22 protein-coding genes are annotated in these 26326 nt (G+C 30.7%); 14 read left to right on the top strand and 8 right to left on the bottom strand.

Annotated elements, in window-relative coordinates; genetic code table 11:
* Positions 1-248 precede the first annotated feature (248 nt).
* The 4 genes from BA195_RS10000 to BA195_RS09985 all read left to right on the top strand — a co-directional run bounded on the left by BA195_RS10000 (position 249) and on the right by BA195_RS09985 (position 4867).
* Positions 249-2465 carry a RelA/SpoT family protein gene (locus BA195_RS10000; protein WP_068705035.1) on the top strand — a complete coding sequence of 739 codons (2217 nt, stop codon included), beginning with the start codon at positions 249-251 and terminating at the stop codon, positions 2463-2465.
* A gap of 75 nt (positions 2466-2540) precedes the next feature.
* Positions 2541-2990, top strand: coding sequence for a Fur family transcriptional regulator (locus BA195_RS09995; protein WP_068705033.1), 450 nt, complete (start codon positions 2541-2543; stop codon positions 2988-2990).
* A gap of 30 nt (positions 2991-3020) precedes the next feature.
* The gene (locus BA195_RS09990; RefSeq protein WP_068705031.1) at positions 3021-4292 is read left to right on the top strand and encodes an adenylosuccinate synthase; all 1272 of its coding nucleotides are present in this window, start codon (positions 3021-3023) and stop codon (positions 4290-4292) included.
* Between the two features lie 44 nt (positions 4293-4336).
* Positions 4337-4867, top strand: a complete 531-nt coding sequence (locus BA195_RS09985; RefSeq protein WP_068705029.1) for a DUF1572 family protein — start codon at positions 4337-4339, stop codon at positions 4865-4867.
* Positions 4868-4895: 28 nt separating this feature from the next.
* Here the strand turns inward: BA195_RS09985 and BA195_RS09980 are convergent, their stop codons facing one another.
* Positions 4896-6323, bottom strand: coding sequence for a pyridoxal phosphate-dependent decarboxylase family protein (locus BA195_RS09980; protein WP_068705027.1), 1428 nt, complete (start codon positions 6321-6323; stop codon positions 4896-4898).
* A gap of 134 nt (positions 6324-6457) precedes the next feature.
* Between BA195_RS09980 and BA195_RS09975 the strand changes: the two genes are divergently transcribed.
* Entirely contained in the window at positions 6458-8116 is a 1659-nt protein-coding gene (locus tag BA195_RS09975; RefSeq protein ID WP_245662343.1) for an OstA-like protein, read from the top strand.
* Between the two features lie 6 nt (positions 8117-8122).
* Positions 8123-9310 (top strand): aspartate aminotransferase family protein, encoded by a 1188-nt coding sequence (locus BA195_RS09970; RefSeq protein ID WP_141677689.1) that lies wholly within the window; start codon positions 8123-8125, stop codon positions 9308-9310.
* A gap of 40 nt (positions 9311-9350) precedes the next feature.
* On the opposite strand, the gene BA195_RS09965 is transcribed toward BA195_RS09970, so the two are convergent.
* The 7 genes from BA195_RS09965 to BA195_RS09935 all read right to left on the bottom strand — a co-directional run bounded on the left by BA195_RS09965 (position 9351) and on the right by BA195_RS09935 (position 17419).
* Positions 9351-9617 (bottom strand): hypothetical protein, encoded by a 267-nt coding sequence (locus BA195_RS09965; RefSeq protein ID WP_068705021.1) that lies wholly within the window; start codon positions 9615-9617, stop codon positions 9351-9353.
* A 185-nt stretch (positions 9618-9802) separates the two neighbouring features.
* Entirely contained in the window at positions 9803-11065 is a 1263-nt protein-coding gene (gene ilvA, locus BA195_RS09960; protein ID WP_068705019.1) for a threonine ammonia-lyase IlvA, read from the bottom strand.
* Between the two features lie 4 nt (positions 11066-11069).
* On the bottom strand, positions 11070-12575 hold the full coding sequence (ilvC, locus tag BA195_RS09955) for a ketol-acid reductoisomerase (protein WP_068705017.1): 1506 nt from the start codon (positions 12573-12575) through the stop codon (positions 11070-11072).
* A 3-nt stretch (positions 12576-12578) separates the two neighbouring features.
* Positions 12579-13103 carry an acetolactate synthase small subunit gene (gene ilvN, locus BA195_RS09950; RefSeq protein WP_068705015.1) on the bottom strand — a complete coding sequence of 175 codons (525 nt, stop codon included), beginning with the start codon at positions 13101-13103 and terminating at the stop codon, positions 12579-12581.
* Between the two features lie 2 nt (positions 13104-13105).
* Complete coding sequence (gene ilvB, locus BA195_RS09945) at positions 13106-14839, bottom strand: biosynthetic-type acetolactate synthase large subunit (protein ID WP_068705013.1); 1734 nt, start codon at positions 14837-14839, stop codon at positions 13106-13108.
* 11 nt (positions 14840-14850) lie between these two features.
* Positions 14851-16530: a dihydroxy-acid dehydratase gene (gene ilvD, locus BA195_RS09940; RefSeq protein WP_068705011.1), complete on the bottom strand. Its 1680-nt coding sequence runs from the start codon at positions 16528-16530 to the stop codon at positions 14851-14853.
* 1 nt (position 16531) lies between these two features.
* On the bottom strand, positions 16532-17419 hold the full coding sequence (locus tag BA195_RS09935; protein WP_068705009.1) for a branched-chain amino acid transaminase: 888 nt from the start codon (positions 17417-17419) through the stop codon (positions 16532-16534).
* A gap of 868 nt (positions 17420-18287) precedes the next feature.
* Here BA195_RS09935 and BA195_RS09930 point away from each other — a divergent pair.
* From BA195_RS09930 to BA195_RS09895, 8 genes are all read left to right on the top strand, one after another.
* The gene (locus BA195_RS09930; protein ID WP_068705007.1) at positions 18288-18908 is read left to right on the top strand and encodes a GNAT family N-acetyltransferase; all 621 of its coding nucleotides are present in this window, start codon (positions 18288-18290) and stop codon (positions 18906-18908) included.
* The gene (locus BA195_RS09925; RefSeq protein ID WP_068705005.1) at positions 18905-20083 is read left to right on the top strand and encodes an argininosuccinate synthase; all 1179 of its coding nucleotides are present in this window, start codon (positions 18905-18907) and stop codon (positions 20081-20083) included. The genes BA195_RS09930 and BA195_RS09925 overlap by 4 nt, the downstream gene beginning before the upstream one ends.
* Positions 20084-20086: 3 nt before the next feature.
* Positions 20087-21064 carry an N-acetyl-gamma-glutamyl-phosphate reductase gene (gene argC, locus BA195_RS09920; protein ID WP_068705002.1) on the top strand — a complete coding sequence of 326 codons (978 nt, stop codon included), beginning with the start codon at positions 20087-20089 and terminating at the stop codon, positions 21062-21064.
* 91 nt (positions 21065-21155) lie between these two features.
* Positions 21156-21956, top strand: a complete 801-nt coding sequence (proC, locus tag BA195_RS09915; protein WP_028889776.1) for a pyrroline-5-carboxylate reductase — start codon at positions 21156-21158, stop codon at positions 21954-21956.
* Complete coding sequence (locus BA195_RS09910; protein WP_068705001.1) at positions 21953-23083, top strand: aspartate aminotransferase family protein; 1131 nt, start codon at positions 21953-21955, stop codon at positions 23081-23083. The genes proC and BA195_RS09910 overlap by 4 nt, the downstream gene beginning before the upstream one ends.
* Positions 23084-23201: 118 nt before the next feature.
* Positions 23202-24137, top strand: coding sequence for a Rossmann-fold NAD(P)-binding domain-containing protein (locus BA195_RS09905; RefSeq protein WP_068704999.1), 936 nt, complete (start codon positions 23202-23204; stop codon positions 24135-24137).
* Positions 24138-24255: 118 nt separating this feature from the next.
* On the top strand, positions 24256-25032 hold the full coding sequence (gene argB / locus BA195_RS09900; protein ID WP_068704997.1) for an acetylglutamate kinase: 777 nt from the start codon (positions 24256-24258) through the stop codon (positions 25030-25032).
* Positions 25032-26102 (top strand): M20 family metallo-hydrolase, encoded by a 1071-nt coding sequence (locus BA195_RS09895; protein WP_068704995.1) that lies wholly within the window; start codon positions 25032-25034, stop codon positions 26100-26102. Before argB ends, BA195_RS09895 begins: the two co-directional genes overlap by 1 nt.
* Positions 26103-26326 lie beyond the last annotated feature (224 nt).

The raw sequence follows: 26326 nt of genomic DNA, 5'->3' as shown, positions 1-26326 counted from the left end.
AGTCGGAGATCCAAATATCATCTTAAATGATATTTCAGGGGGACTTAAATATTTTAAAGTCTTGTTACCTCTGAATTATATAACAAATATATCTTTTTTTATCAATATATATTAGAGGAAAAACACTCGATGTTTACTGTATAAATACTTTTTTATTATTGTAAACATTTTTAACGAAAACTTGCTCAGTAAGTTTCTTTACACTATTTTTATTTTGAAACGTATTTAACAAAAAGAACTTTAAGCGTATGAGTTATAATGCAACGATCGAAGAAGAAAATAAAGAAATAGCCCACAGATATAAAGATTTATTAAAAGGAACCTACCAAACACTATCTGATAATGACAAAAAATTAATACGTAAAGCTTTTGATATTGCTGTTGAAGCTCATTCTGAACAACGAAGAAAAACAGGCGAACCTTATATTTATCATCCAATTGCTGTAGCTAAAATTGTTGCTTATGAAATTGGCTTAGGAGCTACCTCAATTGCCGCAGCATTATTACACGATGTTGTTGAAGACACCCATTACACTATTGATGATATGGAGCGTTTATTTGGTGAAAACATAGCACGTATTGTTAGCGGACTTACCAAAATTTCTAATCTAAAAAAAGAGCAAGATTACTCAATACAAGCTGAAAATTTTAGAAAAATGCTACTTACCTTACATGATGATGTAAGAGTTATTTTAATAAAAATTGCCGATCGTTTGCATAACATGCAAACCATGGACGCAATGCCTGCCCATAAACAGGTAAAAATTGCCTCAGAAACCTTATACATTTATGCGCCTTTAGCACATCGATTAGGTTTATACAATATAAAAACAGAATTAGAAGATTTAGGATTAAAATATACCGAACCTGAAGTTTATAAAGATATATTAACCAAAATAAAAGACAGTAAAGAAGAACAACAAAAATATATTGATAGCTTTACTGGTATTTTAAAAGAAGCTTTAGATAAAGAAGGTTTTAAATATGATATTAAAGGGCGCTTTAAATCAATTTTTTCTATCAGAAGAAAAATGCGAAAACAAAACGTAACCTTTGATGAAGTATACGATAAATTTGCAATTCGAATTATTTATGAACCAACCTCTGATGATGAAAAATTTGATGCTTGGAAAATATACTCTATCGTAACCGATTTTTTTAAACCAAACCCTGCCCGTTTACGAGATTGGATTTCACAACCAAAATCAACAGGTTATGAAGCTTTACATATTACCGTAATTGGCCCACAATCAAGATGGGTTGAAGTACAAGTGCGCTCTGAAAGAATGGACGAAATAGCTGAAAAAGGATATGCAGCACACTTTAAATACAAACAAGGTAATGTTAAGGAAAACGGACTAGAAGGTTGGTTAAATAAACTAAAAGAAACTTTAGAAAACCAAAGTGCTGATGCCATTGACTTTGTTGAAGATTTTAAACTTAATTTATACGCAAAAGAAATATATGTTTTTACTCCTAAAGGAGATTTAAAATCACTACCTAAAGGAGCATCTGCGCTAGATTTTGCTTTTTCTGTTCATACCGATGTAGGTTTAAAATGTAGAGGAGCCAAAGTAAACGGAAAATTAGTTCCGTTAAGCCACACCCTTAAAAGCGGTGATCAAGTACAAGTGCTAACCGCTAGCAACAACAAACCAAATGTACGTTGGTTAGATTTTGTATTAACTGCAAGAGCACGTACTAAAATTAAATCAGCACTAAAAGCTGAAGAAAAGATAATTGCAGAAGAAGGAAAAGCAATTTTATTACGAAAATTACGCCATTTAAAAATTGGATCAGGAGAAAAAGTAATACACGAACTTGCTAATTATTTTGGTTTAAAAACAAGTTTTGATTTATTTTTTAGAGTTGGTAACGGTGCTATTGACAATACACAATTAAAGGAGTTTGTTACACAACGAAGCGGACTCATTATGGGCTTTATTAAAAATACGTTTCGTCGAAACCCATCAAAAGGAATTTCAGAAAAAGAAGAAATCACCCATAAATATGACGCTTTAGTATTCGGTAAAGAAGAACAAACATTAGATTACACATTAGCAAAATGCTGCTCTCCTATCCCAGGCGATAAAGTTTTTGGCTTTGTAACCATAAACGAAGGTATAAAAATTCATAAAAAAGATTGCCCTAATGCTATTTCATTACAGTCAAATTACGCATATCGAATTATGCTTGCTAAATGGATTGACTCTACCAAACAAGAGTTTACAGCCATTTTAAATTTATCAGGAATAGATAATAAAGGTATCGTTAATAGTATTACACGTATTATTTCAAATAGTATGGATGTACATATTCATAGCATTAATATCTCAGGAGATCATGGTGTTTTTGCAGGAAAACTCTCGTTAAGTGTAAAAAACAAAGCCCAACTTAATAAGTTAATTGACAACATAAAAAAGATAGATGGAGTACAAAAAGTAGAGCGTGTTAATACATTGTAAATATCATTTTAATATCCTTGTTTTTTTATCAATAAATAAACGTAAATTTGTCCGTCCGTAAATTTTTAAATAAGAATGAGTAACTCAGTCGAAAATCAAGAAATTGTAAAAAAAGTTTTCACTACTTTTTTAGAAGAAAACAAGCATCGAAAAACACCAGAACGTTATGCTATTTTACAAGAAATATATAGTGCTGAAGAGCATTTTGATATCGAATCATTATATATTAAAATGAAAAATAAAAACTATCGTGTAAGTAGAGCAACACTTTACAATACGATGGATTTACTTTTAGATTGTGGTTTGGTTCGTAAACATCAATTTGACGGGCAATCAATGGCACGTTACGAAAAAAGTTATTTCGATAAAAATCACGATCATGTAATTTTAACTGACTCTGGAGAAGTTAAAGAATTTTGTGACCCTAGAATTCAAATCATCAAAAAAACAATTGAAGATGTTTTTGATATTGATATTCACAACCATTCACTCTATTTTTACGGAACAAAACGCAACAAAAAATAACAACAACAAATACACTTAATAACACACTAAATGGCAGTAGATTTATTACTCGGATTACAATGGGGAGACGAGGGAAAAGGTAAAATCGTAGACGTACTAACAGGTAATTACGATATTATTGCACGATTTCAAGGAGGTCCAAACGCAGGTCATACCTTAATCTTTGACGGTAACAAACACGTTTTACACACAATTCCTTCTGGAATTTTTCATAAAACCGCTTTAAACGTAGTTGGTAATGGAGTGGTAATAGACCCTGTTATCTTTAAAAAAGAACTAGAAAATTTAGATGTTCATAATATCGATTATACATCTAAATTATTAATTTCTCGTAAAGCACATTTAATTTTACCAACTCACCGTTTATTAGATGCTGCTTCTGAAACATCTAAAGGAAAAGCAAAAATTGGTTCTACTTTAAAAGGTATTGGTCCAACTTATATGGACAAAACTGGTAGAAACGGAATGCGTGTTGGTGATTTAGAACTTGATAATTGGAAAGATAAATATAGAGCTTTAACTCAAAAGCACTTAAGTATGCTTGCTTATTTTGATGTGCAAGTAGAATATGATTTAGATGAATTAGAGGCTGAATTTGATTTAGGAATTGAAAAATTAAGAACACTACAATTTATAGATTCTGAAGAATTTTTAAACTCAGCAATAAAAGAAGGAAAAACAATTTTAGCTGAAGGTGCGCAAGGATCATTATTAGATATCGATTTTGGTACCTATCCTTTTGTAACCTCTTCAAACACAACAGCTGCAGGTGCTTGTACTGGTTTAGGAATTGCTCCTAACAGAATTGGAGATGTATTTGGTATTTTTAAAGCCTACACAACACGTGTTGGTTCTGGACCTTTTCCTACTGAATTATTTGATGAAGATGGTGCACAAATGGCTAAAGTTGGTCATGAATTTGGGGCAACTACTGGTCGTCCAAGAAGATGCGGTTGGTTAGATTTAGTGGCTTTAAAATATGCTGTTGATGTAAACGGTGTTACGCAATTAATGATGATGAAAGGAGATGTACTTTCTGGATTTGACACCTTAAAAGTATGTACTTCATACAATTATAAAGGAGAAGAAATTACACATTTACCTTATAATATTGAGCCTGAAAATATTTCAGTAAACTATACTGAATTTAAAGGATGGGAAGATGATTTAACAAAAATGACAAATGCTGATGAGTTACCAAAAAACTTACTAGACTATGTTGCTTTTATTGAAAAAGAGACCGGAGTTCCTGTAAAAATAGTATCGGTAGGACCTGATAGAAAACAAACAATTAATAGATAAATTTAAAAAGGAACCCTAATTGAGTTCCTTTTTTTTTGCATTTAATGGTACACGAATATTTACAAAATATAACAACGCAATTTAAATCGTATAAACAAGTAGCTGACAAAACCATTGCGCAACTACAAGAAAAAGAATTGCATTTTAAGTACAACGAAGAAAGCAACAGTATTGCTATAATAATGATACATGTTTCTGAAAATATGTTATCGCGTTGGACCGATTTTTTTACTTCAGATGGTGAAAAGGAATCAAGAGATAGAGATGCCGAGTTTAAAACTCAAAGTTTATCAAAGGATGAATTATTAACTAAATGGGAAAATGGGTGGAATTGCTTATTTACTGCTTTAAGTTCGTTAAATGAAACTAATTTCGAGCAACCTATTTATATCAGAAATAAAAAGCATAAACTTATAGAGAGTATTACTAGGCAAATAGCTCATTACCCTTATCATATTGGTCAAATAACTTATGTAGGTAAAATGATTTTAAATGATAAATGGCAAACAACTTCTATTGCCAAAGGAAAATCAAAAGAACATATGAAACGAGAATTTGCTAAAAATTCAAAATAAAAAAAGGAGCTCTTAAGAGCTCCTTTTTTTATTTATTTAATATTTCTTGTCCAAATTTATGGCACAAAGCTAATGTTTCGTTTATATCATCAATAGTCGTTTTTGGATTTATCAAACACATACGTAATACAACTTGTTTATTTAAAATAGTTGTTACTAAAAACGCCTCTTTAGAATCCATTACTTTTTTAGAAATTTCTTGATTTAAAACATCAATCTCTTTTTCTGATAAATTTAATCCAATTGGGTTATATCTAAAGTTAATTACTGCTAAGGTTGCAGGAGAAATAATTTCCCAATGCCTACTTTTTCTTAATATTTTTTCAACATCATCCGTTAGTTTAATGTTATAACTAACTGCTTTTTTAAAAGTATCTAAGCCGTATGTTTTTATCGACATGTAAAATTTTAGCGCTCTAAATCTTCGTGTTAATTGAATCCCGTAATCATAAAAGTTTATTTCAGACTCATTTCCTTCAATATCTCTTAAATATTCAGGTTTTTCGCTAAAGGTACCACTTAACCATGACGAATCCTTTACTAATAAACATCCGATTTCGTAGGGTTGATAAAACCACTTGTGCGGATCAACAGTTAAAGAATCTGCTCTTTCGATTCCACGCAAAGCTTTTGCTCCTTTTTTAGATAAAATTGCAGCTCCTCCATAAGCTCCATCAATGTGAAACCATAAATTTTCTTCTTCACAAATGTCTGCTATTTCATCTAAAGGATCAACAGTACCTGTATTTGTTGTTCCTGCCGAAGCTAAAAAACAAAAAGGCTGTAACCCTTCTAACCTATCTTTAGCTATGGCATTTTTTAGTTTATTTATACTTATCCTAAACTCTATATCAGTTGGCAAAATACGAATCTGCTCTTTTTTAAATCCTAAAACACGAACTGCTTTAATATTAGAAGAATGTGCCTGATCAGATAAATAAATAACAGCTTTTGAAAAATCATCTCCACACTTAATACGACGAGCTGTAACCAAAGCTGTCAAGTTTGCCATTGACCCACCACTTGTAAAAATACCTCCACCTTTTTCAACAGGAAAATTAAACATTTTTAACAACCAGTTCATAGTTACTATTTCTAATTCTGCTGCTGCAGGAGAAACCATCCATCCTCCAGAAAAAACATTAAAACCTGTAGCTAAACTATCAGCCATTGTACTAATAAAATTACTAGGTCCTGGTACAAAAGAATATGCTTTTGGATGCGAAATAACAGTACTATTAGGTATCACGTTATTCATCACAAAATCTAATACTTCATTTGCATTCATTCCTTTATCAGGAGCTTCTTGCAAAAATAAATTATCCATTTCTTTACGTGTAGCAGAAGTAACAGGTTTTTTATCTTTTAAAGTATCCCAATGTTCAGCTATTAAATCGACTATTTTATAGCCATAAGACTTCATTTCTTCTATTGATAAATCAAAATGAGCACTCATAAAAATTCTTTTTTAATTTGCACAAAAATAGCCAATAAAATACGACACACTCTTTTTAATGTTATAATTTTATTGATTTATTAAGAAAAACCGCAAGTTCTTTTCGTTATTTTTGCTTTCTAAATATGGTTACTTTGAAAAAAATATTTCTTTTATCTTTTTTATTATATATTACTACAGGTTTTTCTCAAGCAAAAAAAATAAAAATCCTTTCTACACAACAGGCACTTACTGATGAAGCTAAATATCCCGGTGCTACTTTACTTATTGGTAATGTAAAAATGGAACATGAAGGTGCTACTTTAGACTGCCAAAGAGCCTTACTTTATAAAAAAGAAAATATTTTTAAAGCCCTTGGTGAGGTTGTTATTGAACAAGGTGATAGTATTATTCAATACAGTGATTTTACGCTTTACAATGGAAATACCAAAAAAGCAAAATCGTGGGGAAACGTTGAAATTAACGATAAAGAAATGAAAATGAGTACTGATACACTTCATTTTGATCGTCAAAATCAAATTTTATATTACCCAAATGGCGGAACGATTCGTGATAAAAAAAACACCTTAAAAAGCATTAAAGGAACTTATTTTTTAAGAGACAAAAAATTTACAGCAAAATCTAAAGTTACCGTAGTAAACCCTGATAACAATTTAGAATCTGACCATTTAGATTATTATACAAACTCAAATTTAGCTTATTTATATGGTCCCAGTACCGTTACAAATTTAAAAGATAGCACAAAAGTTTATTCTGAAAGAGGGTTTTACGATACCAATACCGATATTTCTTATTTTGTAAAAAACGCAAAACTTTTTTTAAAAGAACGTACAATTTTAGCTGATAGCCTTTATTATGATAAACGCAAAGGTTTTGCTTCTGCAACCAATCGAATAAAAGTAATTGACACACTTCAAAATATGGTTACTAAAGGTAATTATGCAGAACTATACGAAAAAAAAGATTCACTCTTTATTACTAAAAGAGCTGTTACAATTTCTTTGCTCGATAAAGATTCTATGTATGTTGCTGGTGATAAAATTTTACTAACTGGTAGGCCTGAAAAAAGAATTGTTCGAATTTTTAAAAATGTTAAAATTTTTAAATCTGATTTACAAGGAAAATGCGACTCCATTCACACAAGTCAAAACACAGGGCTTACACGAATGTTTAATAACCCAATTTTATGGTCAGGTAAAAGTCAAATTACAGGAGATAGCATTCAACTATTAAGTAATAAAAAAACCAATAAATTAGACTCTTTAAGAGTATTACAAAATGCTTTTATGATTCAAAAAGATTCTTTATCTACAGATGATTTTAATCAAATAAAAGGAAGAAATATTTACGGTAAATTTGAAGAAAATGATTTAAGGATTATGCTTGTGAAAGGAAATGCAGAATCGTTATATTATAACAGAAATGAAGAATCTTTAAAACTAGAAACTATTACCAAAGAAATAGCTAGTGATATTGAATTTACCTTAGAAAACAACGAAATTATTCAAACAAAATACTTTAAAAAAACAGAAGGAAAAACATTTCCGCCATCAGAATTTCCTTCTGAAGAAAAAAAGTTTAAAGGTTTTATTTGGCGTGAAGATGAACAACCCAAAACAGTAGAAGATATTTTTGTGAAAGATAAAAACACTACAACTCCTGTTAAGGTTAAAAAAAATAACTCAGCAATTAATAAAGCTAAAAAAATGTTTGTAAAAGAAACTATAAAAAGGCAAGATTTTAAAAAATCAAGAGCCTTAAAACCTGAGTTAGAATTAAAAAAAATTAAATAATAAATTGTGAAAAACGATTTTTTAAAATATCAAGGGCAAACAACACCACATCCATTAGCTATTGAAATATCACATGCTAATGGTAGTTACATTTACGATGCTAACGGAAAAAAAATGTTAGATTTTGTTGCTGGTGTATCTGCAAATACCTTGGGACATAATCACCCCAAAGTTACTAATGCTATAAAAAATCAATTAGATTCATATACGCATGTTATGGTGTATGGAGAATTTATACAAAAACCTCAACTAGAATTGTGTAAAGCACTAGCAAAAACATTACCTGAAAACTTATCTTCTGTTTACATCGTTAATTCGGGAACTGAAGCTACTGAAGGTGCCCTAAAACTAGCAAAACGTTTTACAGGCAGAGATGAAATGATAGCCGCTAAAAACAGTTATCACGGTAATACCCAAGGCGCAATGAGTGTTTGTGGTGCCGAACAACAAAATCGCGCATTTCGTCCGTTGGTTCCTGGTATTAAATTTATTGAATTTAATAACGAAGCCGATTTAGCAAAAATCACAACAAAAACAGCAGGTGTTATTTTAGAAACGATTCAAGGTGGTGCTGGTTTTATTGAACCACAAAATAATTATTTAACAAAAGTAAAGCAACGATGTGAAGAAGTTGGTGCTTTATTAATTTTAGATGAAATTCAAACAGGAATTGGGCGCACCGGAAAATTTTGGGGTTTTGAAAATTACAATGTTATTCCTGATATTATTATAACTGGTAAAGGTTTAGGTGGCGGAATGCCGATTGGTGCTTTTATTGCTTCTTTTGAAATTATGAATTGCCTTAAAGAAAATCCAAAATTAGGACATATTACAACTTTTGGTGGACATCCTGTAATTGCAAGTGCTGGTTTGGCTACTGTAAAAGAAATTACTGAATCAAACCTCATCGAAGAAACACTAAGGAAAGAGAAATTAATTAGGGATAAATTTAAAAATAACACTGCCATTAAAGAAATTAGAGGGCGCGGATTAATGTTGGCTTTATTAGTTGAATCTCCTGAAATTGCTTCAAAAGTTATTTTAAATTGTTTAGATAAGGGCTTAATTTTATTTTGGTTGCTTTTTGAAGGTAGTGCTATAAGAATCACTCCTCCATTAACCATTTCTGATAAAGAAATTAACGAAGGATGTGATTTTATTTTAAATGAATTGAACGTTTTTATACAAGACTAATTACTTACGTATCTATATGCTAAATAAAAAATTGGTACACTTATTTATGTTTAAAATAAATTCTTAGTTCCGAAGGTATTGAGTCTTGTTTGAAGTTTTTATGTATGCTCCAATTGAAACTTTCTTGTTTAGATTCAATAAATGTTCTAGCCATTTTATTTGGAATTAGATATAATCCTTCTGGGTGTTTTCCTTTTATAGGAGATGTATTTATCTTGAGTTTTAAGTCAGTATTAATAATAAGTTCTTCATAAACTTTTTGAGTAACATAAAATCGAGTTGAAGAATATTCAATTGTTTTTTTCATAGTTCTCTTTAGTTTTTTAAATAAAAAAAAAGTTAATATATCTTTAATTTGATGTTTTTTAGCGATAAATATATATATATATTACATTTTTCATAAAATGTAATACTTGTACATAACTAAAAAAGCGCATTAACCAACAACCGTTGGTGCGCTTCATCTATTCTTAAAAAATATTTAAAATAATACTACACCAAAAATTCAAATAAATTTGGTTTATCATTTAAGTATTCACCATAAAAATTAAGTGCTTTCATTCTAGCTATTAAAGGTGCTAAATTTTCACTTTTAACAAGTTCAATACCTACTACAGCTGGTGCATTTTCTTTACTCGTTTTCTTTGAGTATTCAAAATATGTAATATCATCGTTTTCTCCTAAAACGTCTATTACAAATTCTTTTAATGCTCCTGCTCTTTGCGGAAAACGAATGATAAAGTAGTGCTTTAATTTACCATACAATAATGCACGTTCTTTAATCTCGGCTGTTCTTGTTATATCGTTATTACTACCGCTTACAACACAAACAACATTTTTACCTTTAATTTCATCAGCAAAAAAATCTAGTGCTGTTATTGTTAAAGCTCCAGCTGGCTCTACAACAATTGCTTCTCTGTTATATAAATCTAAAATCGTTTGACATACTTTTCCTTCAGGAACCGTTATCATATCATGTAAATTTTCTTTACAAATATTAAAAGTTAAATTCCCTACTTGTTGTACTGCTGCACCGTCAATAAACTTATCTATTTTTTCTAACTTAACATTTCTATTAGCTGAAATAGATGTTTTCATAGATGGAGCTCCTGCTGGCTCTACTCCTATTATTTTTGTGTTTGGAGACAGTAATTTAAATACACTAGATAGGCCTGAAGCTAATCCTCCTCCTCCTACAGGAACAAATACATAATCTATAGCCTCTTTAGATTGGTTTATCATTTCTAAACCAACTGTTGCCTGCCCTTCTATAATTTTTTCATCATCAAAAGGATGCACAAACGTTTTACCTAAAGTATCACATACGTGTTTTGCAAACTTATAAGCATCATCAAAAGTATCACCAGATAATTCAATATCAACATAATCTCCACCAAACATTTTAACCTGTTCTACTTTTTGTTTTGGTGTAGGTGCTGGCATTACTATAGTACCATGAATTTTTAATTTCTTACAAGCAAAAGCAACACCTTGCGCATGATTTCCAGCACTTGCACAAACAATTCCACTACCTCGTTGTTCTTCAGTTATCGAACTAATTTTATTATATGCTCCTCTAATTTTGTAAGATCTAACCTGTTGTAAATCTTCTCTTTTAAGGAAAATATTTGCCTTAAACTTTTCTGAATAAATATAATTTTTGAATAAAGGAGTTTCTATAGCTACACCTTTTAGTGTAGCTACAGCCTCCTCAATTGCCTTTATTGTTGGTGAATATGTGGTGTTTACTTGCATATTATTAATGAAAAACTACTGCTTCTTTTTCTTCTTCTTGATCTATTGTTTTCATGGCGGTCATTGACGCTCTTAATGTTTTACCAATAGCCTCAATTGGATGTCCTTGAATTGCATTGTTTACAGCAATTAAATCTAAATTATCTACTTCATTAGAAGATGTAAATGATTTACCAATAACAGAAGTATCAACGTCTTTCATAAAATCAACTAACATTGGTTTAGCAGCATGATCAAATAAATAACATCCATATTCAGCTGTATCAGAAATAATACGATTCATTTCATATAATTTCTTTCTTGCTACGGTATTCGCGATTAATGGTAATTCGTGTAAAGATTCGTAATAAGCTGACTCAGCCTTAATACCTGATGCTACCATGTTATCATAAGCTAACTCTACACCTGCTCTTACAAAAGCAACCATTAAAGTACCATGATCAAAATATTCTTGTTCATTAAACTCTATTTCTGTAGCTGTTGTTTTTTCAAAAGAAGTTTCTCCTGTAGCTGCTCTCCATGATAATAAGTTAACATCATCATTAGCCCAATCTTCCATCATTGTTCTTGAAAAATGACCTGACATAATATCATCCATATGCTTTGTAAACAATGGCGCTAAAATAGTTTTCAATTCTTCTGAAATTTCAAATGCTTTAATTTTAGCTGGATTTGATAAACGATCCATCATATTTGTTATTCCTCCATGCTTTAAAGCTTCGGTAATAACTTCCCATCCGTATTGGATTAATTTAGATGCATATGTAGGTTCAATTCCTTCTTCAACCATTCTTTCAAATGATAAAATAGAAGCTGTTTGTAATACACCACATAAAATAGTTTGCTCTCCCATTAAATCAGACTTAACCTCAGCAACAAACGATGATTCTAATACACCTGCTTTATGACCACCTGTTGCAACGGCATATGCTTTTGCTTGAGACCATCCTTTATTTTCTGGGTCATTTTCTGGGTGTACTGCTATTAAAGTTGGTACACCAAAACCTCTTTTATATTCTTCTCTTACCTCTGTACCAGGGCATTTTGGTGCAACCATAATAACCGTTAAATCTTCACGAACTTGCATTCCTTCTTCTACAATATTAAAACCATGAGAATAAGATAATGTAGCTCCTTTTTTCATTAAAGGCATTACCGTGTTTACAACTCTTGTGTGTTGTTTATCTGGTGTAAGGTTTAATACTAAATCTGCAGTAGGAATTAACTCTTCAAAAGTACCTACGTTAAAATTGTTTTCTGATGCATTTTTAAAAGAAGCTCTTTTTTCTTCAATTGCAGCAGCTCTTAAAGCATAAGAAACGTCTAATCCTGAATCTCTCATGTTTAAACCTTGGTTTAATCCTTGAGCTCCACAACCAATAACAACAATTTTCTTTCCTTGCAATGCTTTTACTCCATCAGTAAATTCTGATGAGTCCATGAATCTACATTTTGCTAATTGTTCTAATTTTCCTGCTAATGATAATGTATTGAAATAATTTGTTGCCATTTTTTAGTTGTTTGTTGATAATAATGTTGATATTTTCATTTCGTCTTTGGTAATTGCAATTCGTCCTGATCTAACAAATTGCATAATACCATGTTGATCTAACGTATGATATAATTCTTCTATTTCTTCTTTAGCTCCTGATTTTTCAAGTACAAAAAAGTCTTTATTTATATTAATTACTCTAGATTTACTACTATTTATTATAGTTTGAATTTCGTCATTCTCTGTTAATAAATTAGAACTCAATTTAAACAAGCATGATTCTTGATATACCGTATTTTCATCTGTATGATAATACGCTTTTATAACTTCTACTTGCTTTTCTATTTGACCTATAATTTTTTTTATTTGTTCTTCTGTTACTTTAACTAATAACGTAAACCTAGACACACTTTTTATTTCTGATTTAGAAATATTCATGCTTTCAATATTAATGTGTCTTCTTAAAAAAATTCCTGAAATTCTATTCAACAACCCTAATTTGTTTTCGGTATAAATCGAAACGGTAAATGTTTGTTTATTTTCCATAATTATGCTAATCTTATATCTGAAACTGATGCTCCTGTTGGAATCATTGGGAATACATTATTCTCTTTCTCAACACAAACTTCTAAAAAATATGCATCTTTAGATTCCATCATTTCTTTAACAGTACCTGCTAAATCTTCTCTTTTGGTAACCCTTTTTGCATCTATACTGTAACCTTTTGCAATCGCTATAAAATCTGGATTAGTCATTTCTGTCGATGCATATCGTTTGTCAAAAAACAATTGTTGCCATTGACGTACCATTCCTAAAAATTCATTATTTAAAACAACAATTTTAACTGCTGCTTTGGTTTGTAAAATAGTTCCTAATTCTTGAATTGTCATTTGATAACCTCCGTCACCAGCAATCATTACAACCTCTCTTTCTGGTGCTCCCATTTTAGCCCCAATTGCAGCTGGTAATGCAAAGCCCATTGTACCTAAACCACCTGAAGTAACATTACTTTTAGTTTTGTTAAATTTAGCATAACGACATGCAAACATTTGATGTTGACCAACATCAGAAACAATAATCGCATCGCCTCCTGAAGCTATATTTATTTCCTTCAAAACCTCAGCCATTGTTAAACCATCTTTGGTTGGATATAAATCTTCTTTCTTTACTTTTTCATATTCAATAGCTTCTAGTTTTGTAAACTCTTCTAACCATTGATCATGTTTATTTTCATTAATTAGCGGTAATATTTGTGCTAAACTCTCTTTAACATCACCTAAAACAGCAACATCTGCTTTTACGTTTTTATCAATTTCAGCAGGATCTATTTCAAAGTGAATTACTTTTGCTTGTTTAGCATATCTACTTAAATCTCCTGTAACACGGTCATCAAAACGCATTCCTACAGCTATTAATAAATCACATTCGTTTGTTAATTTATTAGGCGCATAATTACCATGCATTCCAACCATACCCACATTTAATTCATGTTCTGTTGGTAATGCTGACAATCCTAAAATTGTCCATGCTGACGGAATATTTGCTTTTTCTATAAACTTCTTAAACTCTGCTTCTGCTTCTCCTAAAATAACACCTTGCCCAAAAATAATCATTGGTTTTTTAGCGTTATTAATTAATGATGCAGCAGCTGCTACTTTTGTTATATTAACTGCTGGTTTTGCTTGGTAACTACGTACTGAAGTACATTTTTCATATTCAAAATCAAAAGTATCAAACTGAGCATCTTTCGTAATATCAATTAATACAGGCCCTGGTCTACCTGATTTTGCTATATAAAATGCCTTTGCAAAAATTTCTGGAATTTCAGAAGCTTTTGTTATTTGATAATTCCATTTAGTTACTGGAGTAGAAATACCAACTATATCAGTTTCTTGAAAAGCATCCGACCCTAATAAATGAGAAGCTACCTGACCTGTTATGCATACCATCGGTGTAGAATCTATTTGTGCATCAGCAATACCAGTAATTAAATTCGTAGCTCCAGGTCCAGAAGTTGCTATTGCTACACCAACTTTACCAGTTACCCTTGCAAATCCTTGTGCTGCATGCGTAGCTCCTTGCTCATGGCGAGTAAGCACATGATTAATTTTATCTTGGTATTTGTATAGCTCATCATATACCGGCATAATTGCCCCACCAGGATATCCATAAATTAAATCTGTTCCTTCTTCAAGTAAGCATTTAACAACAGCTTCTGCTCCAGAAATATGTATTTTCTGCTTTGAAACTGTTTCAGATTTTGTTTGCGTTTTTGTATTCATAATTTCAGCTATTAAAATGCATCAGTTACACACCCTTTAGATGCTGACGCTACTGTTTTTGCGTATTTGTATAATATTCCTTTTTTATGCTTTAATGCAGGTGTTACCCATTGCGCTTTTCTTTCTGCTAATTCCTCATCAGAAAGTAATACATTTATAGAATTGTCTTCTGCACTAATTCTAATTTTATCTCCTGTTTTAAGTAAACCTATTGTTCCTCCAGATTGTGCTTCAGGTGTAATATGCCCAACTACAAATCCGTGAGTTCCTCCTGAAAAACGACCATCAGTAATTAATGCAACAGATTTTCCTAAGCCTGCTCCCATAATAAGCGAAGTTGGCTTTAACATTTCTGGCATTCCAGGTCCTCCTTTTGGTCCAACATATCTAATTACAACCACATCACCTCTTTCTACCTCTCCGTTAGAAATACCTGTATTTGCTGCCTGTTCTCCATCATATACAACTGCTTTTCCTTCAAAAAGCAATCCTTCATTTCCTGAAATTTTTGCAACAGCTCCTTCAGAAGCTAAGTTCCCATAGATTATTTGAATGTTTCCTGATGTTTTTAAAGCTTTATCTTTTGGGTGTATTACATCTTGATCATCAAACTCCATTGCATCAACATTTGCTAAGTTTTCAGCCAATGTTTTTCCTGTAACAGTTAAACAATCACCATGTAAATAACCATTATCTAATAAATACTTCATTACAGCAGGCGTACCTCCTATTGAGTGAACATCTTCCATTAAATATTTTCCTGATGGTTTTAAATCTGCAATTAAAGGAGTTCTATCTGTTACCTTTTGAATATCATCTAACGTAAAATCAATATCAGCAGCATGAGCTATTGCTAAAAAGTGCAATACAGCATTGGTAGAACCTCCTAAAGCATTTACTAATGCCATTGCGTTTTCTAAAGACTTTTTAGATATAATATCTAAAGGTTTTAAATCTAATTCTAATAAGTTTTTAATAGCCAAAGCTGTTCTTTCTGCTTCTGATAATTTATTAGGATTTTCTGCTGGTATTGATGAATTATATGGTAGTGCAAACCCCATACACTCTATTGCTGATGCCATAGTATTTGCAGTATACATACCACCACATGCGCCAGCACCAGGAATTGCTCTTTTTATAATTTCTCTATATTCATCCTCTTCTATTTCTCCTGCTACTTTTTGCCCTAAAGCTTCAAAAGCAGAGACAATATTTAGTTTCTTTCCTTTATAGTTTCCAGATGCAATTGTTCCTCCATACATCATAATTGATGGACGGTTTAAACGCAACATCGCTATTACTGCTCCTGGCATATTTTTATCACAACCAACTACCGATACTAATGCGTCATAACTTTGTGCATTCATAACAGTTTCTATTGAATCGGCAATAATATCTCTTGAAGCTAACGAGTAATTCATTCCTGAAGTTCCCATCGAAATCCCATCAGAAACTCCAATTGTATTAAATCCTAAACCAACTAAACCTGCAATTTTTGTTTCAACTTTAACTTCGGCTGCTAAATTGTTTAAATACATGTTACATGGGTTACCATCATAGCCAGTACTTGCAATACCAACTTGAGCTTTACTCATGTCTTCATCTGTTAAACCAACTGCATACAACATTGCTTGTGATGCTGGTTGAGATTCATCTTGTGTTAACCTACTACTGTGTTTGTTTAATTTCATTTTAACTTGCTTTACGTTTATTACGTAATCCTAATACTTCGTTTTTATATAATTTCATTAATTGATATCCGTGTGATTTCTCCCATGCTAATGGGAAATGATACTCATCTAATGATTCTAACCCTACAACTTCGGCTGCTGTTCCTGTAAAAAAACAAGCATCCATATTTTTTAATTCTTCTAAAGTGACATGCTTTTCTTCTAGTGGAATTCCATTTTCTTTACATAAATCAATTACTGTTGATCGTGTAATACCTGCCATAATATGGCCTTTAGGAGGTGTATATAATTTCCCATCTTTCTCCATAAATATATTTGCTCCAGAACATTCGGCAACATTATTATTCATGTCTAATAACAGAGCTTCATCATAACCTGCCGCTTTTACTTCATTTGATGCTAAAATAGAGTTCGTATAATGCCCTGTTACTTTTGCTTCAACAAAGCATGATTTAGGATTTGGACGTTGAAATTTAGATGTTTTAACTCTTAATAATTTATTACCCATTAATTTACCCCATTCCCAACATTGTATAATTAATTGAGAATCTTTAGCTGAAAAGACCCCCATATTTTCACCTGCTACAATTAGAGGTCGTATATATGCGTCTTGTAAATTATTTTTTTCTAACAACTCATATGTTAATCGTGTAAGCTCTTCTTCAGTATAATTAAACTCAATACTCATTACTTCGGCTCCGTATTTAAGTCGTTTATAATGTTCTTCAGATTTAAACACTTTAGTACCTTCATTCGTTTTGTAAGCTCTTATGCCTTCAAAAACTCCATTACCATAATGCAAGCTTTGACTGTATGGATTTGACGTAGCATCTTTTGCTTTGATAAACTCTCCATCGTAAAAAATCACACTTTCTTCGTTATAATACATCCTCTTCTTTTTTTAATATTCAAAATTATTTTATTGTTTCTTTATTAATTCTATTTTCTTTTTACTTTAATGATGCCTATCTGACAATAAAAACACTTAATAGTTTAATTATCAATAATTTAAAAAACAACATATATACTATTCAACATATAAAAAAAACCTGTGTCAAAATTGACACAGGTTTTTTTTGTATAGCAATAAACATCTGTATCAACTCGGTGGTGAGCTAATAATGACAATAATTAATGCGATAATGTTTAAAATTTGATTCATTTTGTTGTAATAAAAAAGGCTTCCTAAAAATTTAGGAAGCCTTTTAATATTTATTTTTTTTAAATATACTTCCTTTATCCTTGTAAAATAATTACAATGACTACAATAGAAATAATATTTAAAATTTGTTTATTCATTTTTTGTTTTAATCTCCGTTTATAAAAAACCGATAGGCAAATATTGAAATTTATTTTTTAATTATCCTAATTATTTTATAATAATTTAAAATTAATTTATATGTTTGTAATATGATTACACAAAAAAATAAAATACGTAGTACTGTTCCCAGTACATTTGTTCGCTTTCGCCGTCGCAGCTAAAAGCAAACAAATATTTCTTTATACGTAACTTTTATTTTTTATTCTTTGTACAATTTCAAATTCATATCAATAGTATCTGTAGTTATTCTTTCGAATAGCGCCGCAGTTGTACGCCCTATTTTCCGCCGTCGCCCTTTGGGTGCTATCTAATTTATTGAACCTAGGTGAGTCCGGTTCTTCTTTTCAAACAATCAATTTATTTCAAATAACACAATACCTATCAAACACTTAAGTGTTTACTAAATTCATATTGGTATTATTTAAAATCAAGAACAATGGAAATTGTTATTGCTAATAAATCACATAGTATATACGCAAAAATTATCTGTGACACTATTGCCGAATCTGCTAATGTTAGAGGTACAGGAATTGCTAAGCGTACACCTGAATATATCATCACTAAAATAGAAAACGGCAATGCTGTTATCGCTTTAGAGAATGAGAAATTTGCTGGATTTTGTTATATAGAATCTTGGGGACATGGAAAATTCGTTGCCAATTCAGGCTTAATTGTACATCCTAATTTCAGAAAACAAGGATTGGCTAAAAGAATAAAAGCAGCTGTTTTTGAGCATTCGAGAACAAAGTTCCCTTCAGCGAAAGTATTTTCAATAACAACAGGTTTACCTGTAATGAAATTAAATAGCGATTTAGGGTACAAACCTGTTACTTTTTCAGAATTAACAAATGACCAATCTTTTTGGAAAGGCTGTCAAACCTGTAAAAACTATGATGTTTTACAAAGAACAAAACAACAAATGTGTTTATGTACAGGAATGTTATTCGATCCATCAATCAAAGAAAAAAACAACACTAAAGTAAAAATTAAAGAGAAAGTTTTTCAAAGATTAAAGAGAATTAAAGAAAGCCTTTTCTTAAAAAAATATAAAAAATGAAAAAATTAGTCATTGCATACAGCGGAGGTTTAGATACATCATATTGTGCCGTTAGCTTATCTAAAGCTGGATATGAAGTTCATGCTGTTAGCGTAAATACAGGTGGATTTACAAATACTGAAATTCAAGATATTGAAAAAAACGCCTATAAAATGGGAGTTACTACTTATAATAATATTGATGCTGTCGCTACATTTTATCAAAAAGTAGTAAAATATTTAATCTACGGAAATGTATTAAAAAACAATACATATCCTTTATCTGTAAGTGCAGAAAGGATTATTCAGGCAATAGAAATTGCAAAATATGCTAAAAGTATTAATGCAAAATATATTGCTCACGGAAGTACTGGAGCAGGAAATGATCAGGTACGTTTTGATATTATTTTTCAAACTATTGCTCCTGAAATTGAAATTATCACACCAATTAGAGATCAACAACTCTCTAGACAAGAAGAAATACAATACCTAAAAGATAATGGAATTGACTTGTCTTGGGAAAAAGCAAAATACTCGGTAAATAAAGGTTTATGGGGAACAAGTGTTGGCGGAGAAGAAACGTTAACTTCTGCTAAAGCATTACCTGAAAAAGCATATCCATCTCAATTAGAAAAAAACGGAGAGGAAAAAGTAAAAATGACTTTTAAAAATGGCGAATTCATTGCTATAAACGCTATAATTGATTCACCACAAAATAACATTCAAAAATTAAATGAATTAGCATCTAAATATGCTATTGGTAGAGATATTCATGTAGGTGATACCATTGTTGGAATTAAAGGAAGAGTTGGTTTTGAAGCTGCTGCTGCGCTAATTTCAATTAAAGCACATCACTTATTAGAAAAACATACACTTACTAAATGGCAATTACAACATAAAGAATATTTATCTAGTTTTTACGGAATGCATTTACACGAAGGCCAATATTTAGATCCTGTTATGAGAGATATCGAAGCTTTTCTAGAAAATAGTCAAGCTAAAGTTTCAGGTGAAGTATCTATAACTCTTAAACCATATCATTTTCAGTTAGATGGTATTACTTCTAAACATGATTTAATGAATCCTGAATTTGGAAGCTATGGAGAAGAAAATAAAGCTTGGACTGCAAATGATGCAAAAGGTTTTATTAAAATTCTAGGAAATCAAAACAAAATATATCAACAAGTTAATTCTTAAAAAATGATACAAGCAGGAATTATAGGAGGCGCTGGTTATACAGCTGGCGAGTTAATTAGATTATTAATAAATCACCCAAAGGTTAAAATTAACTTCATTTTTAGTACCTCTAATGCAGAAAATAAAATAAGTAACATTCATCAAGATTTAGTTGGTACTCTAAACTTAAAATTCACCAATACAATTAATTCGAATATTGATGTATTGTTCTTATGTTTAGGTCATGGAAATTCTAAGAAGTTTTTAGAAAGTAATACTTTTTCTGATGCTACAAAAATCATCGATTTAGGAAATGATTTTAGATTAAAAAAAGATACTGTTTTTCAAGAAAAAAACTTCGTTTATGGTTTGCCTGAGCTACAAAAAAGCAAAATTAAAAAAGCAAAATACATTGCAAACCCTGGTTGTTTTGCTACTGCAATTCAATTAGCAATACTTCCATTAGCTAATGACAACTTAGTTACTAACGATATACATGTAAATGCTGTAACAGGTGCTACTGGTGCTGGTACCTCTTTATCTGCAACAACCCATTTTACTTGGAGAGATAATAATTTTTCATATTACAAACCTTTTACACATCAACATTTAGGAGAAATCAATCAATCTGTAAAAACGTTACAAACTAATTTTAGTTCTCAAATTGTGTTTATGCCAAATAGAGGTGATTTTTCTAGAGGAATTTTTGCTACGGCTTACACCTATTTTAAAGGAACTTTAGATGAAGCAAAAACACTTTATAAAGAGTTTTATAAAGATGCTAATTTTACTATTATTTCAGATAAAGAAATACATTTAAAGCAAGTAGTAAATACCAACAAGTGTTTAATTCACTTACACAAGCATGAAAATAAATTACTTATAACAAGTGTTATTGATAATTTATTAAAAGGAGCCTCTGGGCAAGCAGTACAAAACATGAATTTGATGTTCGGGTTTGAGGAAACAGCAGGACTAAATTTAAAAGCAACTTATTTTTAAAGCAATGTCATTGCGAGAGCAGCGAAGCGATCTTATAAACAGATTACTTCAATCATTCTTCTTTCGTAATGACTCAAAAACTAATAAAAACATGAAAATAGCAATTATAGGTACAGGGAATTTAGGAAAATCTATTGCAAAAGGATTAATAACAACCAATGCTATAACTTCTTTGTATTTAACAAGAAGAAAACTAGATACTATTAAAGAATTTGAAGGATATAAAAATGTTAGTTTAACAACTAATAACTCTGAAGCTGTTATAAATTCAGACATCATTATTCTAGCTGTTCAACCAGCACATTTAAAACAAATTTTAAATGATATTAAGCCTCTATTAAAAGAGAATCACATTATTATTTCTACCATTACTGGTTTTTCAATTACTCAAATTGAAGAGGTTGTTGGAGTTCATAATTTTATTATTAGAGCAATGCCTAATACTGCAATTGCCGTTGGTAAATCGATGACTTGTTTGTGTGGAAACACCAAAGGATTGGAAAGAATAAAAGTAGCCGAAGCTGTTTTTAACAGATTAGGTACTTCTATTGTTATTCCAGAATCTAAAATGCAAGCTGCAACCGTAGTTTGTGCAAGCGGAATTGCTTTTTGGATGCGAATGATAAGAGCAACTACTCAGGCTGCTATTCAATTAGGTTTTGATGCCAAAGAAGCACAAGAATTAGCCATGCATACTTGTGATGGCGCTGCAAACTTATTAATTACAACAGGAAATCATCCAGAACAAGAAATAGATAAAGTTACAACGCCTAAAGGCTGTACTATTGAAGGGTTAAATGAAATGGAACATCAAGGGTTGAGTTCTTCATTAATACAAGGAATGGTTACCTCATATAATAAAATTAACACCATAAAAACTGAGCAATTATGAGTTTATTTAATGTATATCCACTTTTTGATATTACTCCCGTAAAAGCAAAAGGTATTAATGTGTATGATGAAAATGGCACAGAATATTTAGACTTATACGGAGGGCATGCTGTTATTTCTATTGGACATTCTCACCCAACATATGTAAAGAATATCAGTAATCAAATAAGTAATTTGGGCTTCTACAGTAACTCAATTCAAAATCCGTTACAAACAAAATTAGCTGATGAGTTAATAAAGCAATCTAATTGTAACGATTATCAATTATTTCTATGCAATTCAGGAGCTGAAGCAAATGAAAACGCTTTAAAACTAGCTTCTTTTCATACCAATAAAAAGAAAATTATTGCTTTTAAAAATGGTTTTCATGGTAGAACATCTGCTGCGGTTGCTGCTACAGATAACACTAAAATTGTTGCGCCAATTAATGCACAACAAGAGGTTGAATTTTTCGAATTAGGTGATTTACAATCTGTAGAAAAAGCTTTACAAAAAGAAGATGTTTGTGCTGTAATTATTGAATGTATTCAAGGAGTTGGTGGTTTAGATGAAAGTACTACTACTTTTTATCAAAGTTTAGATAAATTATGTAAACAATACAAAGCTTTGTTTATAGCCGATGAAGTACAATCTGGTTTTGGAAGAACTGGTGATTTCTTTGCTTTTCAAAAACATAATATTACCCCAGATATTATTTCAATGGCTAAAGGAATGGGAAATGGTTTTCCTATTGGCGGAATTTTAATTCATCCTTCAATTGAAGCTTCTTATGGTTTATTAGGAACCACTTTTGGTGGAAATCATTTAGCTTGTGTGGCTTCTTTAACTGTTTTAACTATTTTGAAGGAAGAAAAATTACTAAAAAATGCAAGTATTATTTCTGAATACTTTATTAAAAAAGCAGCAGAGATTCCAGCTATTAAAAAAATAAAAGGGAGAGGTTTAATGCTTGGAGTAGAATTAAATTTTCCAATTGCAGCATTAAGAAAGGAACTAATTTTTAAACATCATATTTTTACAGGAAGTGCTAAAAACCCTAATTTACTAAGGATTCTTCCTCCACTAACAATCAAAAAACAACATGTTGATCAGTTTTTTGATGCCGTAAAAAAGGAATTGAGTAATTAAAAACCTCTCAACTGTGCTCTAAGAGACATTGATTTGTCTGATTGATCATTACTAAAATTAAAATATTTTTTAATTGAAAGTAGCAAACGCAGTTTGTCGAGACCTATAGAATTATAGTATGAAAAAATATACCAATATAAACGATATAAAAAATGTTTCTAAAATTATTCAAGAAGCAATTCAATTAAAAGAAACCCCCTTTCTATTTGAAAATTTAGGAAAACATAAAACACTTGTAATGTTATTTTTCAATTCTAGCTTAAGAACAAGGTTAAGTACAGAAAAGGCAGCGAAAAATTTAGGAATGCAAGTAATGATATTAAATGTTAACGATACTTGGAATTTAGAATTTGAAGATGGTACAGTTATGAACTTAAATTTATCTGAACATGTAAAGGAAGCTGCTCAAGTAATTTCTCAATATGGAGATGTTATTGCCATAAGAGCATTTTCATCTTTAGAAAATAAAGAAAAAGATGAATCTGAATTCATATTAAATAGCTTTATAAAATATGCAACAGTTCCAGTTGTAAACATGGAAAGTTCAACAGCGCATCCTTTACAAGCTTTAACAGATGCAATTACCATTGAAGAGTTAAAAACAAAACCAAAGCCAAAAGTTGTATTGTCTTGGGCTCCGCACCCTAAAGCATTGCCTCATGCTGTTGCTAATTCATTTGTTAAAATGATGCAAGAAACAGCTGTTGATTTTTCTATTACGCATCCAAAAGGTTATGAATTGAATCCTGAGATCACAAAAAACACACCTATTAATCATAATCAAGAAGAAGCTCTTAGAAATGCTGATTTTGTATATGTAAAAAACTGGAGTAACTATACTGATTATGGGAAAATTACTTCTCAAGATCCAAATTGGATGCTTACGAAAGAAAAATTAGGTACAGCTAAATTTATGCATTGTTTACCTGTTAGAAGAAATGTGGTAGTTGAAGATAGTGTGTTAGACAGTAACAATTCTGTGGTAATTCATGAAGCTAATAACAGAACGTATGCAGCTCAGGTTGTGTTAAAAAAAATAATAGAGAATATATAATTATTGTCAGGTTGAGCATTACTGAAATCATAATATTTTTTGATTGAAAGTTACAAACGAAGTTTGTTGAAACCTAATTAACCTCTCGACTTCACTCGAGGAGACATTAAAATAGAGTATGGAAACATTAAAAATTATAAAAATAGGAGGAAATATTATAGACAATCCAATAGCATTAGATAATTTTCTTATTGAGTTTTCTAAAATTGAAGGTCCAAAAATATTAGTACATGGTGGCGGTAAATTGGCCACAAAACTAGCACAACAAATGAACGTAGAAGTTAAAATGGTTGATGGTAGAAGAATAACAAATACAGAAACATTAGATATAATTACGATGGTCTATGCAGGAAAAATAAACAAAACAATCGTAGCTTCTTTACAACAAAAATCAACCAATGCTCTTGGTTTTACAGGTGCTGATGGCAATACAATTCTCTCAGTAAAAAGACCTATAAAAGAAATAGATTATGGTTTTGCTGGCGATATAATTAATGTCGAAACCAATGTTTTAGAGACATTATTAAACATAGGCATTACACCTGTTTTTTGTGCTATTACTCATGATAATAATGGTCAATTATTAAACACTAATGCAGATACAATTGCTTCAGAATTAGCCATTGGTTTTGCTAAGAAACATCAAACAGAATTGTATTACTGCTTTGAAAAAAATGGTGTTTTATTAGATATAAATAATAACGACTCCGTTATAGAGAACATTACTACAAAAAAATATGAAGAGTTATTGGCTAAGAACATTATTGCCGATGGAATGTTACCAAAAATGAATAATTGTTTTCATGCAATTAACCAACAGGTACATAAAGTTTGTATTGGAAAATCAGAAATGTTACACAACCAGAATTCAAAATTCACAACAATACAAGCTTAATGAAAACACAACAAGAATTAACGCTTGATGCGATCGAATTATTAAAAAACTTAATAGAAACACCTTCTTTTTCATCAGAAGAGAACCAAACAGCACTGCTTTTAGAAAGTTGGTTTATTAGTAACAATATTCCTTTTAAAAGAAATGTACATAACGTTTGGGCTATTAATAAATATTTTGATGAAAGTAAACCTAGCTTACTTTTAAATTCACATCACGATACCGTAAAACCCAATAATGGCTACACAAAAGATCCTTTTAAGGCAATTATTGAAGATGGAAAGTTATATGGCTTGGGAAGTAACGACGCAGGTGGTTGTTTAGTTTCACTATTAGCTACTTTTACTCACTTTTATCACAAAAAAGACCTAACATATAATTTAGTAATTGTAGCGTCTGCAGAAGAAGAAAGTAGTGGTGATAATGGTTTAAATAGTATGCTATCTATCATTCCGAATATTGATGTTGCTATTGTTGGCGAACCAACTTTAATGAATTTAGCTGTTGCCGAAAAAGGATTGGTTGTTTTTGATGCTATAGTTAAAGGTACTCCAAGTCATGCTGCACACCCAAATACCAATAATGCCATTTATAATAGTATTAATGTTTTAAAGTGGTTTGAAAATTATCAATTTAAAAAATCGTCAGATGCTTTAGGTGATGTAAAAATGACTGTTACACAAATAAATGCAGGTAAGCAACATAATGCAATTCCTTCAGAAGTGAAACTAGTTGTTGATGTGCGTGTTAATGATAAATATACAAATCAAGAAATTGTAAATATTCTACAACAAGAATCTCCTTGTGATACTATTAAACCTCGTGGAATAAAATTGAGTTCTTCTTCAATTCCGAAGAATCATGATTTAATAAAAGCAGGTATTTCTTTAGGTAGAAAAACCTATGGTTCTCCTACCCTATCAGATCAGTCTGTATTAAGTTGTCCTTCTTTAAAATTAGGCCCTGGTGATAGCACCCGTTCGCACACAGCAAATGAATTTATTTATTTACATGAAATTGAAGAAGGAATTGAAATTTATATTAATTTGTTAAATCGAGTAATAGTTTAAAAAATAAGTAATCGTCATAACGAGGAAGTATGGTGAAATTACCTCTTATACCAATTCGGATATAAAATGATTGTAAATAAATACGTTTTAATTTTTGTTAGTTTAAGGCATAAAATTTAAACATAGCCTTAGCTATATTTCAATTTTATAACGAAGAAATAGTAGAAAAGTAAATGTATTTTACCGATTATATTATGTCCGAATTGGTATTAATTAATTATGAG

Origin of the sequence: Tenacibaculum soleae, assembly GCF_001693415.1 — a bacterium.
GTDB lineage: Bacteria > Bacteroidota > Bacteroidia > Flavobacteriales > Flavobacteriaceae > Polaribacter > Polaribacter soleae.
The sequence above is the reverse complement of the archived record's forward strand: the minus strand, read 5'-3'. Positions and strand labels throughout refer to the sequence as shown.

What these genes read in the sequence shown, in the direction of transcription:
- BA195_RS10000 (WP_068705035.1), top strand. Translation starts at nt 249, where the DNA reads ATGAGTTATAATGCAACGATCGAAGAAGAAAATAAAGAAATAGCCCAC.
- BA195_RS09995 (WP_068705033.1), top strand. Translation starts at nt 2,541, where the DNA reads ATGAGTAACTCAGTCGAAAATCAAGAAATTGTAAAAAAAGTTTTCACT.
- BA195_RS09990 (WP_068705031.1), top strand. Translation starts at nt 3,021, where the DNA reads ATGGCAGTAGATTTATTACTCGGATTACAATGGGGAGACGAGGGAAAA.
- BA195_RS09985 (WP_068705029.1), top strand. Translation starts at nt 4,337, where the DNA reads ATGGTACACGAATATTTACAAAATATAACAACGCAATTTAAATCGTAT.
- BA195_RS09980 (WP_068705027.1), bottom strand. Translation starts at nt 6,323, where the DNA reads ATGAGTGCTCATTTTGATTTATCAATAGAAGAAATGAAGTCTTATGGC.
- BA195_RS09965 (WP_068705021.1), bottom strand. Translation starts at nt 9,617, where the DNA reads ATGAAAAAAACAATTGAATATTCTTCAACTCGATTTTATGTTACTCAA.
- ilvA (WP_068705019.1), bottom strand. Translation starts at nt 11,065, where the DNA reads ATGCAAGTAAACACCACATATTCACCAACAATAAAGGCAATTGAGGAG.
- ilvC (WP_068705017.1), bottom strand. Translation starts at nt 12,575, where the DNA reads ATGGCAACAAATTATTTCAATACATTATCATTAGCAGGAAAATTAGAA.
- ilvN (WP_068705015.1), bottom strand. Translation starts at nt 13,103, where the DNA reads ATGGAAAATAAACAAACATTTACCGTTTCGATTTATACCGAAAACAAA.
- ilvB (WP_068705013.1), bottom strand. Translation starts at nt 14,839, where the DNA reads ATGAATACAAAAACGCAAACAAAATCTGAAACAGTTTCAAAGCAGAAA.
- ilvD (WP_068705011.1), bottom strand. Translation starts at nt 16,530, where the DNA reads ATGAAATTAAACAAACACAGTAGTAGGTTAACACAAGATGAATCTCAA.
- BA195_RS09935 (WP_068705009.1), bottom strand. Translation starts at nt 17,419, where the DNA reads ATGTATTATAACGAAGAAAGTGTGATTTTTTACGATGGAGAGTTTATC.
- BA195_RS09930 (WP_068705007.1), top strand. Translation starts at nt 18,288, where the DNA reads ATGGAAATTGTTATTGCTAATAAATCACATAGTATATACGCAAAAATT.
- BA195_RS09925 (WP_068705005.1), top strand. Translation starts at nt 18,905, where the DNA reads ATGAAAAAATTAGTCATTGCATACAGCGGAGGTTTAGATACATCATAT.
- argC (WP_068705002.1), top strand. Translation starts at nt 20,087, where the DNA reads ATGATACAAGCAGGAATTATAGGAGGCGCTGGTTATACAGCTGGCGAG.
- proC (WP_028889776.1), top strand. Translation starts at nt 21,156, where the DNA reads ATGAAAATAGCAATTATAGGTACAGGGAATTTAGGAAAATCTATTGCA.
- BA195_RS09910 (WP_068705001.1), top strand. Translation starts at nt 21,953, where the DNA reads ATGAGTTTATTTAATGTATATCCACTTTTTGATATTACTCCCGTAAAA.
- BA195_RS09905 (WP_068704999.1), top strand. Translation starts at nt 23,202, where the DNA reads ATGAAAAAATATACCAATATAAACGATATAAAAAATGTTTCTAAAATT.
- argB (WP_068704997.1), top strand. Translation starts at nt 24,256, where the DNA reads ATGGAAACATTAAAAATTATAAAAATAGGAGGAAATATTATAGACAAT.
- BA195_RS09895 (WP_068704995.1), top strand. Translation starts at nt 25,032, where the DNA reads ATGAAAACACAACAAGAATTAACGCTTGATGCGATCGAATTATTAAAA.